Genomic DNA, 19771 nt, shown 5'->3' with positions numbered 1-19771 from the left:
AGCCTGCTACGCTAAGGCGTCCAACTCTCCCGAGCGACGTCAATTTCGGCCGAATATTCCGATGCCATGCAGCAAAGCCGCCGTCACAAAACAAAGTCATATTTCTCGATGCCACAACTTACTAGCAGACAGTTATGGAACTCAAAGACTTCAAAGAAGAATCTATCCGAAACATCGTCGATGGTGTCACCGAGGCTCAAGCTCTAATCAAAGAGAAGGGTGCTGAGATCAATCCCAGTAGGGTGCAATTTAGAGACGCTGGGCAGTACAACTACTTCAACAGCGGAAAGCCTCACTTTGTTGAGTTTGATGTTGACCTTGCATCAATTCGGAAATCTGGTACCAGCGAGGGCATCGGAGTTTTTCTTGGCAGTATCTCGCTCGGCAAGAAGAACGATGATGGTGGTGAGCATGCAGCCGTAACCCGAATCAAGTTCTCTCTCCCACTTGTGCTGCCGAGTGGTGGAGGGGAGTACCTTGAGTAGCCGTGGTGGACGGTTCATTGGACGGGGTCAGCTCTTGACTTTTGCCCACAGCACGGGGACAGACCTGACTCCCAACGTGGTCTATTCGTTAGCGCAATGTAACGAGCACGCAGCACCAATAATTATGTCAATTTCAACCAACCACTGATAGGAGGGAAAACATGAAAGCAAAAATGCTTTTTATTCTAGCAACTGCGGCAGCCTTGCCGTTCATTGTTCTCGCTAAAGAGACTCGTTCTGGCAGCCATGGCCCCGTTTCTGATGAAGTCATCTCACATCAACGTGCGAATTTGGCAAAGAACACCGAAGGTAAGGGTTTCGGGCCGCAAGCTCCCCGAGACATCGACTCAGAGTCTGGTAGTAATACTATTTCCTTCGGTACTGCCCCTGCCCACACAGAAATGAACTTGTGCAATATCCATTTCCACAAGAATGCCGAGCACAAAGGTGGCGAGTTCACTAAGTACGCTGGCAATGGCGATGGGCACGGTTATCAATCAGGATTTAAATATTCTGGTAAGTTAACCGAGACAGAGTTGTCGCCAGCTGATCATGAGGTCTGCCCCAGCGAGCACGGCCGTCTCCACTCAGGTGATACGATCGAAGTTCACTATGTACATTCATCAGCTCAAATCAAACCTGGACCTACATTGGGAGCGTGCTTAAATGAATCAATCAAAAATCCACAGCTGCGCGTAGAAACTCAAGTCTATGTTCTGGTGAATGATGCCAACGCTTTGGACTTTGGGGAATTGACCAAACATGGAGAGAAGAATGGATTTCAACAAGCCTTGGGTATCCCCAGCAATACTGGCAAGCCTATTCAGTATTCAGGGTCTACCACGGGGCCTAGCTATAATGAACAAGGCTCACCGTTCCAGGTTACCTGGAGCGTCCGACCCAAGGTTGCCAAAGTAAACATCCAGTCGGTAGGGAAGTGGTGCAAAGGCAATGTGTTCAAGGAAGACCATGCTCATGGCGTGCGCAACCTTGTTGTGAACCAGAAGCTCATTTCAAAGATCGCAGACTGAGTAGACGAACAAGTAAGAAGCGCTAACGAATAAGGATAGATCGTGCGAAGCCACGATCTGATCCGTTTGTTGGACGAGCCCGGGCCGGAGCGCTGGGCGCGCGCTCTGCAAATATCTTTTTTGGAGTTACCCCGGAAGCATGAACTCCGGAGGACCGGGAGCGAGAAGTCCCGGTGCGCTGCTGCACCATCAGCGAAGATCGTGTGCATCCGGCCGTTTTAGCGTTCCCGCCACCGAATTCCGAGCGAGCGCGTCACGCAGCTTGGGGAAACTGAAGTCCCGAACGCGGCCGGACAGCGCTGTGAAGGCGGCTTACATGATCAGCTGGCGACCCCGACGGCCGGTGGAACAACGACGCCGCCGGGCGACGTCGATCGAATCCGGGTCCTGACGATCGCCATCACGGCGCCACAGCACGAGCAAAGCATCGCTGGCCGCTCCTTGCGCGGTGGCGTGAAGCGGCTGGGATCGAACTTCAGCAAGCGCTGAAGCAAGCCGATCAGGCGTTTGCAATTGGCGTGCAGGAAGCCGAAATTGCGCGCGCGGCGAAAGCCCCTGGGCAGCACGTGCTGGAGGATCAGCCAGAGGAAATCGACACCGGCGAGCGCGCGTTTTTCCACCTTGCCGGTCTTCGCGTTGCGATAGCGGAAGCTCACCCGGCCATTGTCGCAGGCGAGGAGATCCTGTTCACGGATGACGCCGCGGTAGAGATAGCGACCGAGGTAGATCAGAGCCTTCTCGCCGCTACCCACCGATTTGCAGTGCGCCACCCATTCCCGCGGATAGCACGCCGGCAGGCGAATGCCGGCCGCCTCGATCGCCGCCAGCATCTTTGCCCGGAAGACCTTGGCCATCGCCTTCTCGTTGAACAGGTAGGTGCCGTTCTTGCCGCGCCGCTTGCGTCGCCAGCGCTGCTTCGCCGCATCGATCGCCGCCGCGGGGACGACGAGATGGACATGCGGGTGGAAGTCGAGCCGACGCGAGTGCGTGTGCAGGACCGCGATCGCCCCCGGCGTCCCCTGCAACTGCCGGTCGTTCCGACTGAAGCGGTGCACCGTTTCCCAGGCACGGCGCATCAAGCAATCGAAGACGACCTCGGCGTGCGCCGCAGCGAGCCCGCGCAATTCGGCCGGCAGCGTGAAGGTCAGCAGAAAGTAGTCGGCCGGGACGAGGCGCAGCATCTGACGTTCCAGCCATTGCTGGCTCTCGTGGTGCTGGCAGTGGGGGCAAAGGCGATGGCCGCAGGAATGCGGAACGAGTTTTTGCTGATCGCAGCCTTCGCACTGGAGCTGCATCATCGGGCTGGCCGGGCTGCGGCAATCGCGCATCGCCGAGAGCGCCCGAAGCTGCTCGAAGCTCAGCCGGTGGCGAAATTGCGTCATGAAGTCCGCTTCGAATTGGGCGATGACAGAGCCGAGGCGGATCATCGCGGCGTCCCCTTGGCCAGCGAATAGCGGTCCATCAGCGCGTTGATGCGCTCGATCGCGTGATGCTTGGTCTGATCCGTCAGATGGGTGTAGCGAACCGTCGTGAGAATCGAGTGATGGCCGAGAATTCTCTGAACCTCGGTGAGCTCGACGCCCGCCTCGACGAGGTGCGTGGCATAGGCGTGACGCAAGCTGTGTGGCGAAATGTTTTTTTTAGACCGCAGGATTCGACCACCGCCTTCAGTGCTTTCTGGACGCCGCTGCGGTCGAGCGGCGTCCTGGCCGTGCGCACGCGCGCCAAGCCGCCGTGGCGATTGGGAAACAGCAGGACGGGATGACGGTGGCGCTGCCAGAAACGGCGCAGGAGTTGGTAGGTGGCCGTCGGCAGCGGCACCAGGCGATCCTTGTTGCCCTTAGCGTCGCGGATATGCACGCGCTCGCGCGCCGCATCGATGTCGGCGACCGTCAGCCGTAACCCTTCGCCCAGGCGCAGGCCGAGACTGTAGAGGGTAAAGAAGAAAACGCGGTAACTGAGCACCTGCGTGGCCAGGAAAATGCGCTCGGTCTCCTCGACCGTGACGATGTCCGGCAGGCGCTGTGAGCGCGGCGGCTTGATCAGGCCGGGCGCCACCCAGGGTTTCTTCAGCACGTGCTCGTAGTAGAACTTGAGCCCGTACAGATCGAGCTTGAGCGAACTCCAGGAGTGCGTCTCACGCAGGTCGGCGAAGTAGTCCAACAGGTCGGCCTCGCTCAGATCGTCGATCTGATGAGCGAAGTAGTCTCCCACCCGGCGGATAGCGCGCGAATACGCGTCGATCGTCTTCGGCTGCAAGCCCTTGAGCTTCAGGTGCTTCTGGTGCAGCTCGTAGTTCGTGTCAAAATTCGTCGTTGCGACAGCGGACATGTCTTTCATCTTGCGGTAACCTCGCATTCGTCATGAACATCCCTCGGATGAGGGGCGAGGTCACATCTTGACTTCAGCACGACGACAGCACCGCGCTTTCCTCCGCGTAGCGGCTTCGTCCAACAATGCCTTGCAGCGGACGCAGTCGCTACCGCGCCTGCTACGCTGAAGGCTGGCGTTGAACGTCTGCTTTCCTTAGCGCCGGTGGTCGGCTATGGGTCGTCAGCACTCGATAATGAATGGCCGCTTCCGGGAAGCGAAGCTTCACTGACCGCTTTCCGGCGACGAAGTCGACGAGAGGTCGGTCGCATCACGACCCAAAGCCGACCTTCGTCGCGGCTGGAAGCAGTCGTTCAACGACAAAGCCCACCGGACGGCAGGTCCGCTACGCTCCATTGCCCTTTGTTTGCCCGATTCCACAACACCGCCAATCAAAGGCTACTGCTGCGAATCCATGCTCGCCAGCAAGCCCCCTTGAATCAGAAGGTGCCTCTTCGCAACCGTCGGCTTGGGACTGCAATGCGGCACCCTCTATGGCCAGCGAGGCCCAAGCGTCCCAACAAGGAAACTGAATCGCTCCGGGTCTCTATGTGTCGGAAAACTTTACACATCGCCTTTCACTGCTTCATAGGCGGCGGTCAGGGGGGCACCTTCGATCGATCGATACATCGCATGCAAAGCGCTGATTATAAGCATTGAAATTATCTGAACGCGAACCAGGCCGGCCAGAGTGTGACTTTTGGCACGTTTCGTGCTTTTTTTCTGCCGGCGCCATTTCTTCTGACTTACTTGACGCCGCTCATTGACAGAACTTCCCGGTAGCTGCCAGAAAAACACCCAAATTCTCTTCACAGGAGGGTCTCCCCCATGGGTCTTAGCACCACCTTCAGCCGCCACTTCGTCGGCATCCGCGCACGTCACGCCGTGCTTGCCGTCACGGCCTCACTCGTGGCATCCGCTGCGCTGGCCTTGCCCGAGCAAAGCCCGATCGATATCACCTCAACCAACGCGGTGTACAGTGTGTTGCCGCCGCTGCAGTTCGACTACGGCAATTCGGTCGCGCTGATTGTCGAGAACACCGGCTCCCCGGGTGAAGAAAAGACGATCCGCGCCAACGTCGGTGCCGGTACCCATTCGCTGTTGCTGTCGGGCGTCAACTACAACCTGCTGCAATTCCACTTCCACACAGAGGCCGAGCACGCCGTCAACGGTGTTCGCTCGGAAATGGAGATGCACTTCGTGCACCAAGCCACCGACGGCAGCGGCAAGTTGTTGGTGGTGGGTCGGTTCATTGAAGCGGGCGCCTTTAACGCCGCGCTCGATCCGATCTTCTCTGCATTGCCGCCGACAGAGGCCTCACCGCACTTGGATCTGCCCACCTTCGACCTCGGCGCGCTGCTGCCGTCCGACTTGTCTAGCTACCGCTATGCCGGCTCACTGACCACCTCGCCCTACACCGAGGGCGTGAGTTGGAACGTGCTGGCCAGCCCGGCGACGATGTCGCATGACCAGATTGATGCCTTCCGCACGCTGTTCCATGAGCCTGAAGGCAATACCCGAGCGCTGCAGAGCTTGGAGGGCCGCGTGGTGCTGACCGACGTGTCGGGGTTCGCCGTGCCTGAACCCGGCACCTGGCTGCTGATGCTTATTGGCCTTGCCGCTGTTGGCGGCGTCGCCGCCAAGCGTCGCCAGTCGGCCTGAGACCACAGCGGGGCGCATTGGCGCTGACGCACAAGGCAGGGCTGGTGGCAAACACCAGCCCTGCCGGTGAGTCTGGCGCCCTTTATTGTTTCTGCCACGCGGTGTGTGATGCGTGGGCGATCAATTGATCAGCGGCTCCCAAGTGCTACGCCCCCTACCATCAGTCGCTTCTCAGCGCTGAAACGGCGCCTCGCAAACTAGGTCGATAGCATGCATCCAGGCGGCTGCAATGGCTGCTTTCGGCAGACTTCTCCACCGTCTCTTCTTGGCCGGTAGGTTGAGGTCGCCAAGGGCCGCTTCGGAGCAGTCCAGTTCGCAGAATCTGGACCTGGCTGACTGGCCGGTTTGGAGAAAGCTGACCGACGGCTTGGGGTCGTCAGCACTCGATGATGAATGGCCGCTTCCGGGAAGTGAAGCTTGACTGACCGCTTTCCGGCGACGAAGTCGACGAGAGGTCGGTCGCATCACGACCCAAAAGGGCCGTTCGACCCTCGATGCACTGTAGGTCGGCTATCCGAGATGGAACCGCCGCTCGCAAACTCCTTAGCGCATTCGGCTTATCCGGCTTATCCGTCAATAGGGCTACACGAAACAGCCAAGTGCACCAACGTTCAACCAGACTCTCAGACCCCTCGAGACAAGTCCCAACGGCGTTCGCCCGCGCCCGCCAAGGGGATGTTGTGAAGGTGTCGAGCGGCAGTGAGCACGAAGCGCGAAAGCGCACGTAAATGCGAACCGCCTCGGTCGTGCGACTACGACGACGATTCCCCGTCATCGAAACCGGCAAGCTCCCTGACAAAACCTCGAATCGCTCGCAGATCCCCGCCAAGCTCTGCCGGATCACGGTCGACAAGCCACTGCAGATGCTCACGGAGCACTGCACTTGCGGCCCCGGTGTCCCCGGCCTGGTGTAGCGTGCCAAACAGATTCCACGCGGAGATCGCCGTATCCGGGTGCTCTTCGCCCAGCACCCGCTGACGCACCGCCAGCGCTTGTTCGTTGAGCACCCGCGCCCCGGACAGATCGCCCTGCTCCAGCACCGTGCCGGCCAGATTGTTCATCGAGGCGAGGGTGTCCGGGTGCTCCTCGCCCAGCACCCGCCGACGCACCACCAGCGCTTGTTCGTTGAGCGCCCGCGCCCCGGACAGATCGCCGTGCTCCCGCACCGTGACGGCCAGATTGTTCATCGAGACGAGGGTATCCGGGTGCTCCTCGCCCAGCACCCGCCGACGCACCGCCAGCGCTTGTTTGTTGAGCGCCCGCGCCTCCACCAGATCGCCCTGCGCCCGCAGCGTGAGGGCCAGATTGCTCATCGAGGTGAGAGTATCCGGGTGCTCCTCGCCCAGCACCCGCCGACACACCGATAGCTCCTGCTCCTGGAGCGCGCGCGCGCCGCACAGATCGCCCTGCGCCCACAGCGTGAGGGCCAGATTGCTCATCGAGGTGAGTGTGTTCTGGTGCTCCTCGCCAAAGGCGTTGCGGCTCAACGCAAGCGCCCGTTCGAACAGGTGCTTGGCCTGCAAATACAGGGCGGGACCGCGTTGCAGGTAGATCGCAATCCGATCCCACAGGTATCTCAGCCGGACCGGGTCCAGCGGAATGCGCTCGGGGAAGCGCGCAAGATTTACACCGTGTGGCCACAACGCGGCACAGCACGGCCAGGCGACAGGAAGTTCAACTTTCTCGGGCAGTGCGGCGTGGAGCGCTGCCAGCAGCGCTTCGGCGTCCCGCGGGGCATCGGCCAGCATCGCCCGCACTACCTGCTGCGTCAGCCGGTGCAGCGTCAGCGCATGCTCGCGCTTGCCATTGCTGGCGTCGAGCGCCTGGATATCGATCCGCTCGGCCAGCCCGTAACGGCGCAACTCGGCAACGGTGGCCTGCCAGGTCAGAGGGTTCGCGGCCACTGCGGCGAGTGCATCCGGCAGTCTGTCGGCCGCTTCAAGCAGAAAGCGTTCGGGCAAGGGCTCTGGCGCGGCGAAGGAGGCCAGGCGAAGCAGTTCTTGCGCAGCCGGTGCGAGTCGGGTGAAGGCCAGACACAGCGTCGCCGCCACGCTACGCTCGTAGCCGGTGCTGGCGTGGCCGGTGTCTAGCACCAGGGCGCCGGTATCGACGCCGGCCAGCAGCTGGCGGTATTCGGCGATTGCCATGCCGGTTTCCTCGAGATAGCTGGCGGCCTGTTCGAGTGCCAGCGGCAACCCGCCCAGGTCAGCGCTGAGCGTCCGCAAGTCATCGCGGCGCCGACCGGTCAGCCTCCCGTGGAGAAAGTCGGCGCCCTCTTCCTCGCTCCATGTCTCCAGGCGCAGCGGCTCGGCCAAGCCACCCCACGCTGGATTGCGCGAAGTGAGCAGCACGTGATGGCGATCGCCATCGGGAAGCAGGGGGCGCAACACGCTCGGCTCCTCGGCGTTGTCATAGACCAGCAGCCAGGCGGCCGGCTGGCCTGCGAGCCACCGCTTCAGTGCGGCGCTGGGGGCTTCGCCCTCGCGCTGGGGCGCAGCGACTTCTTCGCAGCAGGCCGCAGCGTCGGTCTCCAGCAGCTCCGTGTGCTCGGCACGAAACCACCACACGCCGGCATAGCGGTCACGAAAATCATGGCTGTATTTCAAGGCCAGCTGCGTCTTGCCCAGCCCGCCCATGCCATAGATCGCGGCGCGGGCGACCAGTGCCACCCGCTGCCCACCGGCCAGCGTTTCACGAAGCTGGCCGAGCTGACCGTGGGGGTCCTGAAAGTGCGGGCTGAGCACGTGATCGATCAGGCGGAACGGCTGCTCCATCCCGGCCGGCGATCGGAAGCGCGGCGACGGCATGCCGGGAAGCGTCTTCAGCTTGTCAAGTAGGCGCATGAACTGGAGCTGCCAGTCCGCATCCTTGCCGATGAATCGATGTACCTCGATCTCAGCCAGCGCTTGCAGCGATTCCGGCAGCGAGGTGAAGTTTGGCAGCGTTTCGCGGCCGAGTAGCAGCGGGATCAGCGCCTGTTCGCCGGCCGCGGCTCGGGCCAACCCGGTTTCGACTTCGCGCCGCACCCAGTCTAAGGCGGGTAACTTGGCGCGCTCCGCCAAGATGTTTTCCCACTCCGGCCCGATGACCACGAGCAGTACCGTCGCGCCGGTCAGCCCTTCATCCAAGACCTTGGGGAAATGTTCACCGCTGTCGATGTTGCCTTGGTCGTAGAACAGCGATTCGGCATCGAACCAATGCGCCAGTCGGTCGCGTAGCCGGCCAGCGTGGCCGCCGGCGTCGCTGCGGCGGTAGCTGATGAAGATTTGAGCGGGCATGTTCTTGTTCTCGGCTTGGCAGCCCAGGGCCAGGCCGCCCGAAGGGGTATCTTGTTTTCATATCCGGAACGACGCAAGCACAAAATGCTGTTGGCGCACAGGCGACGTCAGTGGCCGCGTGAACGATGGAGTCGTCCCCGCCAACAAATGGGGTCTTGAGTGATTGACTGGAATGACATGCTCGACGAAGCCGGTGTGCATGCTTGGATGTCTGGTTATGGGGTTGCTGCTGACGCTCATGATAGCGCCCTAATTCATCGGTGAGTGACCGCAACTGGCCGGTAGGTTGAGGTCGCCAAGGGCCGCTTCGGAGCAGTCCAGTTCGCAGAATCTGGACCTGGCTGACTGGCCGGTTTGGAGAAAGCTGACCGACGGCTTGGGGTCGGCAGCGGTCGTTCACAAGCCAAGGTGACAGCAGTTCAGCCGTGGTCGTCAGAGCCCCCGCTCGAGTTTGCATCGCTATTGGCAGCGGCTTTCTGCCGTTTCGGCGAGTCGGTTCCGGGTGGCATACGCAAGGAGGGTTTACAAGTGATCAGTCCGCAGCGCAGAGCCGAGGTCATCGACGCCTTGAGGCGAGGCACGGTCCCCAAAGCTGGCCTGGAAGCGCTGGCCGTGGGCTACGACCGCCTTCAAGGCACGCTTGATTACGAGTTGGACGCCGTGGCGACCGGGCGCGGCGCCTTCAAGGCTATTCGTGGTGAATACGGCTCGGGAAAGACGTTCTTTGGCCGTTGGCTGCAAGAACGAGCCCGGGCGCGCGGACTGGCAACCAGCGAGGTGCAAATCTCGGAAACCGAGACACCGCTGCATCGCCTGGAAACGGTGTATCGCCGATTGGTCGAGCGCATTGCCACAGCGGATAGCGGCGAGGGCGCCTTCCGCGGCATCGTCGATGGCTGGTTCTACGCGCTGGAGCGCGACGTTCTGGAGGACACCCGCCTGGACCCGACGGATGAAGTGAGCTTGCTCGCCAAGACCGAAGCTCTGATGGAGGCGAGGTTGGCCGGCGTGACCAAGGTAGCGCCGGCCTTTTCCGCCACGCTTCGGGCCTACCGCCGCGCACTGCAGGCCGGCGATAAGGCCACGGCCGATGGGCTGATGGCCTGGCTCAGCGGCCAACCCAATGTTGCGGCATCGATTCGGCGCTCGGCTGGCGTGAAGGGCAACATCGACCACTTCGGCGCGACCAACTTTCTCTCCGGGCTGCTGACCATGCTGCGCGACTCGGGCTATGGCGGTCTGCTACTGGTCCTGGATGAAGTCGAGACCCTGCAACGGATGCGCGCTGATACCCGCGAGCGGGGCCTGAACGCGCTGCGCCAGTGGATCGACGAAATCGACGCTGGCCACTTTCCGGGGCTTTATCTCTTGATCACCGGCACCCAGGCTTTTTACGAAGGTGCACAGGGCGTTCAACGTCTTGCACCGTTGGCGCAACGATTGCACGTTGATTTCGCCACCGACTCCCGATTCGACAATCCGCGGGCGGTGCAGGTACGTCTGCCTGCCTTCGGACACGATGCGCTGCTCGAAGTAGGGCGCAAGCTGCGGGACATCTATGCCGATGGCGCTGTTGCCGGCGATCGGGTTCGCGCTTTGGTTGACGATTCCTACGTCGAATCCCTGGCCAGGGCGGTCACTGGCAACCTGGGCGGCAAGGTGGGCGTGTCACCCCGGTTGTTCTTGAAGAAGCTGGTCTCCGACGTGATGGATCGTGTCGATCAGTTCGCGGACTTCGACCCTCGCCAGCACTATGCGCTGACGATTTCGGAGAGCGAGATGACCGCGCAGGAACGTGCGTCCGTGGGCGTGAGCTCGGTCGATGACATCGAGCTGTAAGCGGTCAGACCCTCTGGGCGGCTGTTCGTGAGTCTGGAGGCCTTCGAGCGCCTGCACGGGGCGTTGCAGTATCACATCGTCAATTCGATGGGCTGGACTGGTCTGCGCTCGACACAGGCTGATGCGGTAGTCCCGATCCTTGACGGCAAACATTGCCTGATCCTGGCGCCGACGGCCGGTGGCAAGACAGAGGCGGCATTCATCCCGGTGCTGTCGCGCATGGCCACGGAGGAGTGGCCGGGGCCGAGCGTTCTCTACGTGTGCCCGATCAAGGCGCTGCTTAACAACCTTGAGTCGAGGCTGTCGCGTTATGCCGGCTTCGTCGGCAGGACCGTGCAGGTGTGGCACGGTGATGTCGGGCAAGGTGCCAAGGCGCGGGCCCGGCGCTCGGCACCGGACATCCTTCTGACGACGCCTGAATCTCTCGAAGGGATGCTCATTTCGACAAAGGTCGATCGAGCGTCGTGGTTCGGCAGCGTCCGCGTCGTCATCGCTGATGAACTGCATGCATTCGCCGGTGACGACCGTGGGTGGCACCTGCGCGCCGTGATAAAGCGCATTGAGGCTTACGCCAGGCAGCCGATTCAGAGGCTTGGCTTGTCGGCGACGGTGGGCAATCCGGATGAACTGCTGGATTGGTTTGCCGGGTCGGGTGAGCGACAAATCGTCGGCTCGTCATCGGTCAGCACGGACGCCGATGTCACCATCGATCATGTGGGTTCGATGACCAATGCCGCGACGGTTATCTCACGGCTGCACCGTGGCTCGAAACGTCTGGTTTTCTGCGATAGCCGCTCCAAGGTGGAAGAGCTGGGGGTCGCGCTGCGCAGCTTGAACACCCGTACCTTCGTGTCGCATTCGTCCTTGAGTGCGTCCGAGCGAAGGCTTGCCGAGACCGCGTTCGCCGAAGAGCAGGACTGCGTGATCGTTGCCACCAGCACGCTGGAGTTGGGCATCGATGTCGGTGACCTGGATTACGTGATCCAGATCGACTCGCCGAGCACGGTGTCTTCGTTCCTGCAGCGCATGGGGCGCACCGGCCGGCGCACCGGCAGCCGCCGCAACTACCTGTTCCTGACGACAACCGACGAGGCTTTCCTGCTGGCTTGTGCGATCACCACGCTGTGGCGCGAGAAGTATGTCGAGCACATCACGCCACCTCCGCTGCCGTGGCACATGGTGGCGCAGCAGATGATGGCGCTCGTACTGGAGCGCCCTGGTCTACCGAGGCACGAGGTCGTGGGCGTGGCTCGAACACAGTTCCCCGATCTCGATCCGGAGACGGTGGCGACGGTGTTCGATTTCATGGAGGCCAAGGGCATCCTGTTCGTCAGTAGCGGCCTTGCGTCAATGGGACCTGAAGGCGAGAAGCTGTTCGGGCGTGCTCATTTCCTTGACCTGCTGTCGGCGTTTGCGAGCCCGATGGCACTGGCGGCGCGGCACGGCTCCACCGAACTGGGTAATGTTGATCCGATGGCGGTTCAGCAGCAAAAGGATGGCCCGACTGTCCTGCTGCTTGGCGGCCGAAGCTGGAAAGTGATTTCAGTTGAGTGGTCCAAGCGTACCGTGTGGGTGGAGCCGACGGACGAGAAGGGCAAGTCGCGCTGGCTCGGAACGTCTCGCTGGTTGGGTTTCGAGGTCTGTCAGGCCATGCGCCGGGTGTTGTTGAAGGAAGGCGATGCGGAGTTGGGCCTGTCGAAGCGGGGCATTCAGCAACTCGATGAAGTCTGCGATCTGATCACCGCGCCCGAGCGCCAGGGATCGCTCCTGCTTGAGCACCTGCCGTCTGGCCGGCATCGGTGGTGGACATTTGCCGGCGGTGCGGTCAATAGTGCATTGGTGCTGAGGCTAGGTGACAGTGGAAGCACGCGGGTAGACGATCTGTGGGTGGAAACAGACGCTGACGTCCCGGTGCCTAGCTTGATTCAGCAGCCGGCCGACCATTCCGCCATAGCCGCGTTTGGCGTGAGACTTGCGGAGCGCAGTGAATTGAAGTTCGCGGCTTGTCTTCGCTTCGACTTGGTGGCGACGGTGGTGGCGAGGAGGTTACTTGATGAAGCCAATTTGTGCCTTCTACTCGGGGTCGCCTCAGAAAACGGAAAATAAAGCACGCTAAGCCGGTTGTGTCGTTTTCGTTAGTCGACTGCACCAAATCGCCGAAACCGATCGCACTGCAGAAAAGGGAGCCGAAATCGTAAGCTAACGCCCGGCCACAGACGGCGGAAGAGACAGTGAAGAGGGCCGCCCCAAAGAGTTGGCCTGCTTCGGCAGGTTATCTATACTTTTTGCCGCACCAGGGAGAGCCGTGATGATAGAGACGCGTATTGCCAAGCTGTTCAAGAACGGCGCCAGCCAGGCGGTGCGTCTCCCCTCGGACTTCCGCTTTGAAGGGGACGAGGTCTATGTCACGCGCGGCTGTCGGGCTTGCTGAAAGCCTCGTCGGGAGGGCGGCAACACGCCAGCCCGCTCGTCATTGCGAGGAGGCGCAGCCGACGCGGCAATCCAGTTCCATCCTCTTACTATCTTCCGCCGCATCGACGACGCAAAGCGCAAAATCTCTGGGTTGCCACGTCGGCTTCGCCTCCTCGCAATGACGGTGTGGGGGCATGGGCGCCGTGGGTGGTGACGAGGGCCGCCCCGGCATGGACCCTGCGAGTTTCAGCCACCACCGGGTTTTCGCCCTGCTTGCAGCAGTCGCCAAGAGTCGCATCAGGAATGCAGCACTACACTAGCGCTGCTGCATATGCTGGACACCGACACGGCAAGCACCCTGATCAAGGGAAAATCGCGCGCGATAGAGGCGCCAAACTGGCGGCCCTCATGCCGTCGATGGTTTGCATCTCGGTGATGCCGCGGACTGGTACGCCGAAATCCGCCACCAACTCGTCAGCACGGGGCAACCGATCGGCGAACTGGATATGATGATCGCCGCAAACTCGTTGTCCGCCGGTGCCGTGTTAGTCACCAACAACAGTCGCCATTACGAGCGGATTGCTGCACCGCTCATCCTGGAGAACTGGGCGTAGCTCACCAACGGCTGTAGCCCTGGCTGATCTGACGATGACCAACAGCTGACCCGGTTTTCCGTTCTTATCCCGGTATCACTGACCGAGCTCATCCGGCTCGGCGGCATCGAGATCGCCCTGACGCGCAAGCGGGTCCAGAACGTCCACCTTGCCGTGCAATTGTTCGAGGGGGCTGCAAGAGCTACCAGCAGCGCACTGTTCCCCTGATCGTTCCCCCAGCCACCAGAAAGCAAAAGGGCCAATCCGAAGATTGGCCCTTTTGCTTGATTCTTTGGCGCGCCCGGAGCGATTCGAACGCCCTACCCCTTGGTTCGTAGTTAGGTACGATACTGATGCTTGGCACAATCTGAAACACTCATATGTCACGGAAAGCCATGTAACACACTGAACTATAAGCGTTGCTGTGGTATCCTTTTGGTCAGACGGTGCCAAGTCGTACCACACCAGCCCGTCAGAAAGTGTCACCATATGTGTCACCATTCGAGCCGGGGAGCTAGCCATGGGTATACTCAAGGATGTTCAGTGCAAGACTGCAAAGTCTGAACACAAGGATGTATTTCTCGCCGACGGGGGAGGTCTGTACTTGCGTGTCAGGCCCGGAGGAGGGACCAAGAAGGCTTGGCTTTACCGCTTCAAGAGCTTGACGGGGTCCGGGTCGCGATGGTTCGAGATAGGAACCTATCCCGACCTCTCGTTGGCGAAAGCGCGCTCGCTGGCCGCCGAACTGCTCGTGAAACGGCGGGCAGGTATAGACCCTATTGAGGAACGTAAAGCCGTTGAAGCGGCCGATGCGGCCAAGAAAGCGGATGCTCAAGCATCTGCGACGGCGGCGAAGGCTAAGGCAGCAGCTAGACTGTCAGTCTCTTCTCTACTTGATCGCTGGCAAGCTGACTACCTAGCGCGCCATCGCAAGGACGGCGGTGCGGAAATCCAGCGGTCGTTTGCCAAAGATGTGCTCCCGGCAATCGGCGCGGTTGCCGCCGACGATGTAAGCCGGGGCATGGTGGCGAGCATATTGGATGGCGTGGTTCGCCGAGGTTCTCCGGTTATCGCAAACTATCTGCTTGCCGACATGCGGCAAATGTTTGAGTTCGCGCGTGCTCGGCAAGTCATCGAAGTGAATCCTTGCGCTGGACTTCGTAAGGCGGACTTTGGCGGTTCGAAGGTTGAACGTGACCGCGTTCTCAGCGAGACGGAGATCAGGGAGCTTGTCGCCAGGATTCCGGGAGCACGGTTGCAGAAACGCACTGAAGCGGCCATCTGGTTGATGTTGGCTACGGGCTGCCGCGTGGGGGAGATCAGTCAAGCCAAGTGGTCTGCCATCGATCTGGGGGGTAGGGTCTGGACAATTCCGGCAGAGGTTGCCAAGAACGGTAAGGAACACAAGATTTACTTGTCCGCGTTCGCGGTCAAGTGGTTCGAGGTGCTGGGTCCTGCAGCGGGGTGTTCGCATTGGGTGTTTCCTGCCGTGAGCAAGAGCAAGTTGGGTGAGCATGTCTGCGTCAAGAGCTTCGCCAAGCAGATAGGCGACAGGCAGCGCGAAAGCTCTCCCATGCAAAACCGCACCCAAGCGGCGGCCTCGCTGAAGTTGAGCGGGGGCGACTGGACACCGCACGACCTCCGCAGGACAGCAGCAACTCTGGCGGGGGAGCTGGGGACTCCTCCATACGTCATCGAACGCATGTTGAACCACCAGCAGAGGAATCCGCTTGAACGCATCTATCAGCGGCAATCCCTGGAGGCTGAACAGCGGGAGGGCTGGCGAGTACTGGGCGAGCGGCTCGACATACTCACGTGCGGCATGTCAAATGTAGTGACGATCACGCGCTGTGCATGACCATGCGATACATGGCCCTACTCGGACCTAGGCTTGGCTGCACACCTGTTTCACGTTCGGACCAAGGGGTGTCTCGCGTCTGAAGTTTTCGCCGCCGTGACGCCTGCAACCAATTTAGTAGCTACCGGAGGGAATACAGCATGCCGATCAAGAGGGCGAAAGACGTAAAGGGGTTCTGGCGCTACGACGATGAAGATGAGGGCCTGTTTGCTTTCGTGGCTTTGCCCACCTACTCGATCGAAAGCATTGATGATTTCATCCAGGGGCTTCAGTGCGTGCAGGTTGACGCTGGCGGGGGAAAAACCAGCGATGGGGTCGCGGTGCGCCTAGATGACAGCGTCCAGGCCGCCTTGCTGGAAAAACGCGACGCCGCATTTTCGGCGTACAAGACCGCGGACTTTGACTTGATGATGGCATGGCTGGACGCCCTGCATTGGGCCTGCCGCTCCTACGGCATGCAGGAGGCTGCGCGGCCTGAAGTCCTCGTGGCCCGTCGCCAGCGACAAGCCAACCGCGGCAATGCAAAGAAACCTCGCGGTAGCATCAAGTTCGATGGAGAGTCGTTCAGCATCAACTCAATCATCAAGAAGCTTGCATGTCGCCTAGACGAACTTGGCGACTTCTTGCCTCCAAGTCAGTTATGGGGGGAGCTGATCAGCGAGCTAGATGGCCGACGACTGGAGCCCGACGAACGCAACGACTGCATTACGTATCACAAGAACGATGAGGGAGATCGCGCTCGGCTCACCAGAGCTTCGTTCGGTTCGATGCTCTCCAAAGCCCGCAAAAAAATCCGTCAACTTAGCGCGGCTAAGTTATAGCCATCCGGACAGTTCGTCTCATGCTGATAAATAGCGGGGCGCCGGAGAGCACGGCATAGCTTTCTGTAGCGTGGCGCCAAGCTGAGGACATTCACATGAAACGACACACCCTATCGACTGCGGTTCGAGAATTCGATGATTTCCCTGACAGCGCACTGGTAAGCATTGCCGCAGCTGGCACAGTCGCTACCCGCAGCCGCACTTCAATCTACCGGCACTTCAGAGCCGGTGATCTCACCCCTATCAAGGTCGGCAGTTCGACCCGAGTCCGCGTGGGCGACCTGCGCCGGTTGCTTGGCGTGACTCCTGCAAATCAAGGAGTCACAGCATGAATGCGCCCGACAACACCATGCACCCGACCGCCCACATCGCCATTGCTCACATCAGGGCTCAGGGCGTGCCAGTCAACCCTGAGTGCTTTGCTGCCCTCAACGCCCTGTTTGCCCCGGCGGTACCGGGCGACGACCAAGCACTTGAACGCGCGTGTATTTTGTCCTCCGAGCTGGCACAGCACGCAGTGATGGCTGCAGACGGGGGCACGCGCCAAACGGTGATTTTCGCCCCGGTGATGATCGATACGTTGATCGCTGTCGCCGATGAACTCGGCAAACTCATGGGGAGGCGTCAGGCATGCAGATCGGAAAACTGACCGTCTTCACGGCTGAACAACCGGACACGCTCGGCAAGGTCTTCAGCTTGAAGTCAGACGGCACGTTGCACAAGGAAGTTGCCGGCCATATGACAATCGGCGAATACGAGGTCGTCGACTTCACGAGCGCTGCGGACCTTGCGGCGCTCCTGGCGAGGGTGGCGACCAATCAGGCTATATCGGCATCGTTGCCGCTGGCCAGTTTGCCGCTGTCCGGGCATGTGGTTTCATCGAAGTTGCTGGCGGCCACCCCGGGTGCTGTTACTCGCTCGAAGGGCAATTTCGCATTTCAGAGCAACACCCCCGGCATAATGACGATTGACTACGACCCGCAGCCCGGTGACGTCGTTCTATCCCCTGAGCAACTGTGGTCCTTCCTGCAAAGCACTATCGGCGGACTCGCTGCTGCTGGCGTCGTCCATTGGCTTTCCGGTTCGTCGCATATCTGGAACGGTGAAACCGAGTTGCAAGGTCGGCGGGGCCAGCGCTTCTACATCCTCGTAGCCGACGCTGGTGACGTGCCGCGGGCATGTGAAACGCTCGCCGCCCGCCTCTGGCTGGCGGCGCATGGGCGCATCGTATTGTCAAAATCGGGGGCAAAGCTAATGCGCCATCTTTTCGACGACGCGATGGGGGAGGCTGCAAGGCTCGACTTCTGTGGCGGGGCCGTGTGCAAGCCGCCGCTGGTGCAGAGACGAGGCCCGCCGGTTGTCCTGTCGGACGGCGGTTTTCTCGATACCCGCGTCGCGCTGCCTGATCTGACGGCAAGCGAACAGGCCAGAGTCGAAGGGCTGCAACAGGCCGCCAGGGACGCCGCCGAGAGCGAAGCCGCGGCTGTGCGCGCCGCGTGGGCGCTGGCACGTGGGGAGGCACTCACCACGCGTCTCGTCAAGGCTGGCGTGCCAGTTACTGAAGCCCACGAACGCGCAACACAAGCGGCTCGCTCTGCCGGTGGCGGCACTTTGCTCGGCGACTACACCATCATCCTGGAAAGCGGGCGGGAAGTCTCCGTCGAGCAGATTCTTGATGCCAACGACAAGTACGACGGTGCCATCTGCCTAGACCCCTTAGAGCCAGACTATCGGGGAGGCAAAGCTACCGCCAAGCTGTATCTACGCGGCGCCGTTCCTGTGATCCATAGCTTCGCGCATGGCTCTGCAATTTACCGGCTGCGTCGTCAGCCTGTACGTATCTTCTTGAAGGCCGGACGTCGCGCCGAGACGGCCAACGAAATCAGAGAGAAGCTGGCCGCGGAGCAAGACTTGTTTGTTCGCGGAGGCGTTCTGGTACGCCTGGACGGGGGGCGATTGTTGCCCATCAAGCGGTCGGCTGCGCTGTCATATCTTGTTGGTCTGCGTTATGCCCTCTACAAGCACGCCCGCGACGGGGCGGCCATTGCCGCCGACCTCGACGATCAGACGGCAGCGATGCTGCTCACCGCTCTGGAGGCATGATGAAAGTGCTTAAATCGTTGGTCACGGCACCGTTCTGTACCGCCTCCGAGGTCGTAACCCGCCCTGGTTATCATGCGGCGACCTGCACCTATGCCGCCTATGACCCGGACCTAATGGACACCTTCCCATTGCAGCCGGATCGGGGGGCGCTGGTAGCTGCGTTGCGTCAAATCTGGCGCCCTTGGATCGCCTTCAAGTTTGCGACGCCGGAAGATCGAGGGGCCATGCTCGCTGCCATTATCGGCGCCCTGGCGCGGCCGGGCTTGTCCGATGCGCCCGGGGTCCTGATGGACGCCCCGTGCCCCGGCTCAGGAAAAACTATCTGTGCTGCCGCAGTAGGTGCTCTGGTTCTTGGTCGGCGGGCGCCCGTAACACCGTTCAGCGGAGTCGATGACACTGAGCTGAAGAAGCAGATGATCGCTAACGCGCTGGACGGGTTCGACTGGCTGCTCCTCGACAATGTCGTCGGCGTATATGACAGCGCGGTAATGGCTGCGGTCCTGACCGGGGGCGCTCTCCGGGATCGTGTGCTGGGCTCTAGCCTGATGTTTGACGGCGAGATCCGGCTAAACGTCTTCCTCACGAGCAATAACGCGGCACTCAGTCGAGATCTTCACCGGCGTTTCATCCGCGTGCGGCTCGATACAGGTGTGGAATGTCCGCAAGCCTTGGAGTTCGACTTCAATCCGGTCGATCGCGCCCTGGTCGAGCGTCTGGCAATTGCTCGCGCAGTGTGTGTTGCGGTTCAAGGCTTCTTTGCTGGCGGTTCTCCGCGAATTGGGCGCGGCGATGCCGGATTCGCGACGTGGTCCCGGCTCGTCCGGGATTGCGTGCTGTGGTGCCAGCGCGAGGGGCTCAGCGAAGAAGCAGGCATCGGTGACCTTGGCGACCCTGCCCACCAGATCATCGTCGAAGCTGGACGCAGCGACCCATCTTCACAAGCGCTGAGCTTGCTGCTTCATGGGCTGCAAGAATGCTACGGGCATGACTGGTTCTACGCACGCGAGATCATGGGCATTCTGGCTTGCTCGTCAGCTGCTGATGGTGGTGACTACATCAAAGAAGCCCTTGAGACACTTTGTCCCGCGCGCTCGCAGCTCACGGCCCGCACCGTCGGCAATCTCCTGAAGTTCCGCGTGGACACTCACTGCGACGGGCTGGTGTTGAGGATGACCGACGGCGTGCACAAGACCAACCGGTATTGCGTCGAACGGGGGTAATGGGGGAGCGGGGGGATTTGGGGGACCATTTCCACCAGTACAGGAAATTACAAAATTTCCCCAGTGTACGGGGTTACTCCCACTACTCCCCCCAGTCCC

15 protein-coding genes and 2 pseudogenes are annotated in these 19771 nt (G+C 60.9%); 12 read left to right on the top strand and 5 right to left on the bottom strand.

Annotation, left to right across the window (positions count from 1 at the left end; all coding sequences use genetic code 11):
* The first annotated feature begins 134 nt into the window (after positions 1–134).
* Together QZ634_RS17645 and QZ634_RS17640 are read left to right on the top strand one after the other, a co-directional pair.
* Entirely contained in the window at positions 135–485 is a 351-nt protein-coding gene (locus QZ634_RS17645) for a hypothetical protein (protein WP_291990658.1), read from the top strand.
* Positions 486–646: 161 nt separating this feature from the next.
* The gene (locus tag QZ634_RS17640) at positions 647–1516 is read left to right on the top strand and encodes a delta-class carbonic anhydrase (RefSeq protein ID WP_291990656.1); all 870 of its coding nucleotides are present in this window, start codon (positions 647–649) and stop codon (positions 1514–1516) included.
* Between the two features lie 320 nt (positions 1517–1836).
* On the opposite strand, the gene QZ634_RS17635 is transcribed toward QZ634_RS17640, so the two are convergent.
* From QZ634_RS17635 to QZ634_RS17620, 4 genes and pseudogenes are all read right to left on the bottom strand, one after another.
* The gene (locus tag QZ634_RS17635; protein WP_291990654.1) at positions 1837–2943 is read right to left on the bottom strand and encodes a transposase; all 1107 of its coding nucleotides are present in this window, start codon (positions 2941–2943) and stop codon (positions 1837–1839) included.
* Positions 2940–3095 (bottom strand): annotated as a pseudogene (locus tag QZ634_RS17630) (integrase); the annotation flags it as partial. The pseudogene QZ634_RS17630 and the gene QZ634_RS17635, both read right to left, overlap by 4 nt.
* Positions 3023–3847, bottom strand: coding sequence for a site-specific integrase (locus QZ634_RS17625; protein WP_291985852.1), 825 nt, complete (start codon positions 3845–3847; stop codon positions 3023–3025). The pseudogene QZ634_RS17630 and the gene QZ634_RS17625, both read right to left, overlap by 73 nt.
* Positions 3848–4450: 603 nt before the next feature.
* On the bottom strand, positions 4451–4699 hold the full coding sequence (locus QZ634_RS17620) for a hypothetical protein (RefSeq protein WP_291990652.1): 249 nt from the start codon (positions 4697–4699) through the stop codon (positions 4451–4453).
* A gap of 15 nt (positions 4700–4714) precedes the next feature.
* On the opposite strand from QZ634_RS17620, the gene QZ634_RS17615 reads away from it, so the two are divergent.
* A complete protein-coding gene (locus QZ634_RS17615; protein WP_291990650.1) occupies positions 4715–5548 on the top strand; it encodes a carbonic anhydrase family protein in 834 nt (277 codons plus the stop codon).
* 752 nt (positions 5549–6300) lie between these two features.
* Here QZ634_RS17615 and fxsT read toward each other — a convergent pair.
* On the bottom strand, positions 6301–8826 hold the full coding sequence (fxsT, locus tag QZ634_RS17610; RefSeq protein ID WP_291990648.1) for an FxSxx-COOH system tetratricopeptide repeat protein: 2526 nt from the start codon (positions 8824–8826) through the stop codon (positions 6301–6303).
* 528 nt (positions 8827–9354) lie between these two features.
* Here fxsT and brxD point away from each other — a divergent pair.
* The 9 genes and pseudogenes from brxD to QZ634_RS17565 all read left to right on the top strand — a co-directional run bounded on the left by brxD (position 9355) and on the right by QZ634_RS17565 (position 19672).
* The gene (gene brxD, locus QZ634_RS17605) at positions 9355–10665 is read left to right on the top strand and encodes a BREX system ATP-binding protein BrxD (protein ID WP_291990646.1); all 1311 of its coding nucleotides are present in this window, start codon (positions 9355–9357) and stop codon (positions 10663–10665) included.
* Between the two features lie 27 nt (positions 10666–10692).
* Positions 10693–12771, top strand: coding sequence for a DEAD/DEAH box helicase (locus tag QZ634_RS17600; RefSeq protein WP_291990644.1), 2079 nt, complete (start codon positions 10693–10695; stop codon positions 12769–12771).
* A 202-nt stretch (positions 12772–12973) separates the two neighbouring features.
* Positions 12974–13075 (top strand): annotated as a pseudogene (locus QZ634_RS17595) (AbrB family transcriptional regulator); the annotation flags it as partial.
* Between the two features lie 424 nt (positions 13076–13499).
* Positions 13500–13691 carry a type II toxin-antitoxin system VapC family toxin gene (locus QZ634_RS17590; RefSeq protein ID WP_291990642.1) on the top strand — a complete coding sequence of 64 codons (192 nt, stop codon included), beginning with the start codon at positions 13500–13502 and terminating at the stop codon, positions 13689–13691.
* 499 nt (positions 13692–14190) lie between these two features.
* Entirely contained in the window at positions 14191–15528 is a 1338-nt protein-coding gene (locus QZ634_RS17585; protein ID WP_291990640.1) for a site-specific integrase, read from the top strand.
* A gap of 140 nt (positions 15529–15668) precedes the next feature.
* Positions 15669–16349 carry a hypothetical protein gene (locus QZ634_RS17580; protein WP_291990638.1) on the top strand — a complete coding sequence of 227 codons (681 nt, stop codon included), beginning with the start codon at positions 15669–15671 and terminating at the stop codon, positions 16347–16349.
* A 328-nt stretch (positions 16350–16677) separates the two neighbouring features.
* Complete coding sequence (locus QZ634_RS17575; RefSeq protein WP_291990636.1) at positions 16678–16998, top strand: hypothetical protein; 321 nt, start codon at positions 16678–16680, stop codon at positions 16996–16998.
* Entirely contained in the window at positions 16980–18452 is a 1473-nt protein-coding gene (locus tag QZ634_RS17570; RefSeq protein ID WP_291990633.1) for a hypothetical protein, read from the top strand. The genes QZ634_RS17575 and QZ634_RS17570 overlap by 19 nt, the downstream gene beginning before the upstream one ends.
* Positions 18449–19672: a hypothetical protein gene (locus QZ634_RS17565; protein ID WP_291990632.1), complete on the top strand. Its 1224-nt coding sequence runs from the start codon at positions 18449–18451 to the stop codon at positions 19670–19672. Before QZ634_RS17570 ends, QZ634_RS17565 begins: the two co-directional genes overlap by 4 nt.
* Positions 19673–19771: the final 99 nt, after the last annotated feature.

Source organism: Candidatus Accumulibacter sp. ACC007 (assembly GCF_907163205.1).
Taxonomy (GTDB): domain Bacteria; phylum Pseudomonadota; class Gammaproteobacteria; order Burkholderiales; family Rhodocyclaceae; genus Accumulibacter; species Accumulibacter regalis.
Note: the sequence above shows the minus strand (reverse complement) of the source record. Positions and strands in the feature narration are given on the sequence as shown.

Coding starts and splice junctions, on each gene's coding strand:
- QZ634_RS17645 (WP_291990658.1), top strand. CDS start 135: ATGGAACTCAAAGACTTCAAAGAAGAATCTATCCGAAACATCGTCGAT.
- QZ634_RS17640 (WP_291990656.1), top strand. CDS start 647: ATGAAAGCAAAAATGCTTTTTATTCTAGCAACTGCGGCAGCCTTGCCG.
- QZ634_RS17635 (WP_291990654.1), bottom strand. CDS start 2,943: ATGATCCGCCTCGGCTCTGTCATCGCCCAATTCGAAGCGGACTTCATG.
- QZ634_RS17625 (WP_291985852.1), bottom strand. CDS start 3,847: ATGTCCGCTGTCGCAACGACGAATTTTGACACGAACTACGAGCTGCAC.
- QZ634_RS17615 (WP_291990650.1), top strand. CDS start 4,715: ATGGGTCTTAGCACCACCTTCAGCCGCCACTTCGTCGGCATCCGCGCA.
- fxsT (WP_291990648.1), bottom strand. CDS start 8,826: ATGCCCGCTCAAATCTTCATCAGCTACCGCCGCAGCGACGCCGGCGGC.
- QZ634_RS17585 (WP_291990640.1), top strand. CDS start 14,191: ATGGGTATACTCAAGGATGTTCAGTGCAAGACTGCAAAGTCTGAACAC.
- QZ634_RS17580 (WP_291990638.1), top strand. CDS start 15,669: ATGCCGATCAAGAGGGCGAAAGACGTAAAGGGGTTCTGGCGCTACGAC.
- QZ634_RS17575 (WP_291990636.1), top strand. CDS start 16,678: ATGAATGCGCCCGACAACACCATGCACCCGACCGCCCACATCGCCATT.
- QZ634_RS17570 (WP_291990633.1), top strand. CDS start 16,980: ATGCAGATCGGAAAACTGACCGTCTTCACGGCTGAACAACCGGACACG.
- QZ634_RS17565 (WP_291990632.1), top strand. CDS start 18,449: ATGATGAAAGTGCTTAAATCGTTGGTCACGGCACCGTTCTGTACCGCC.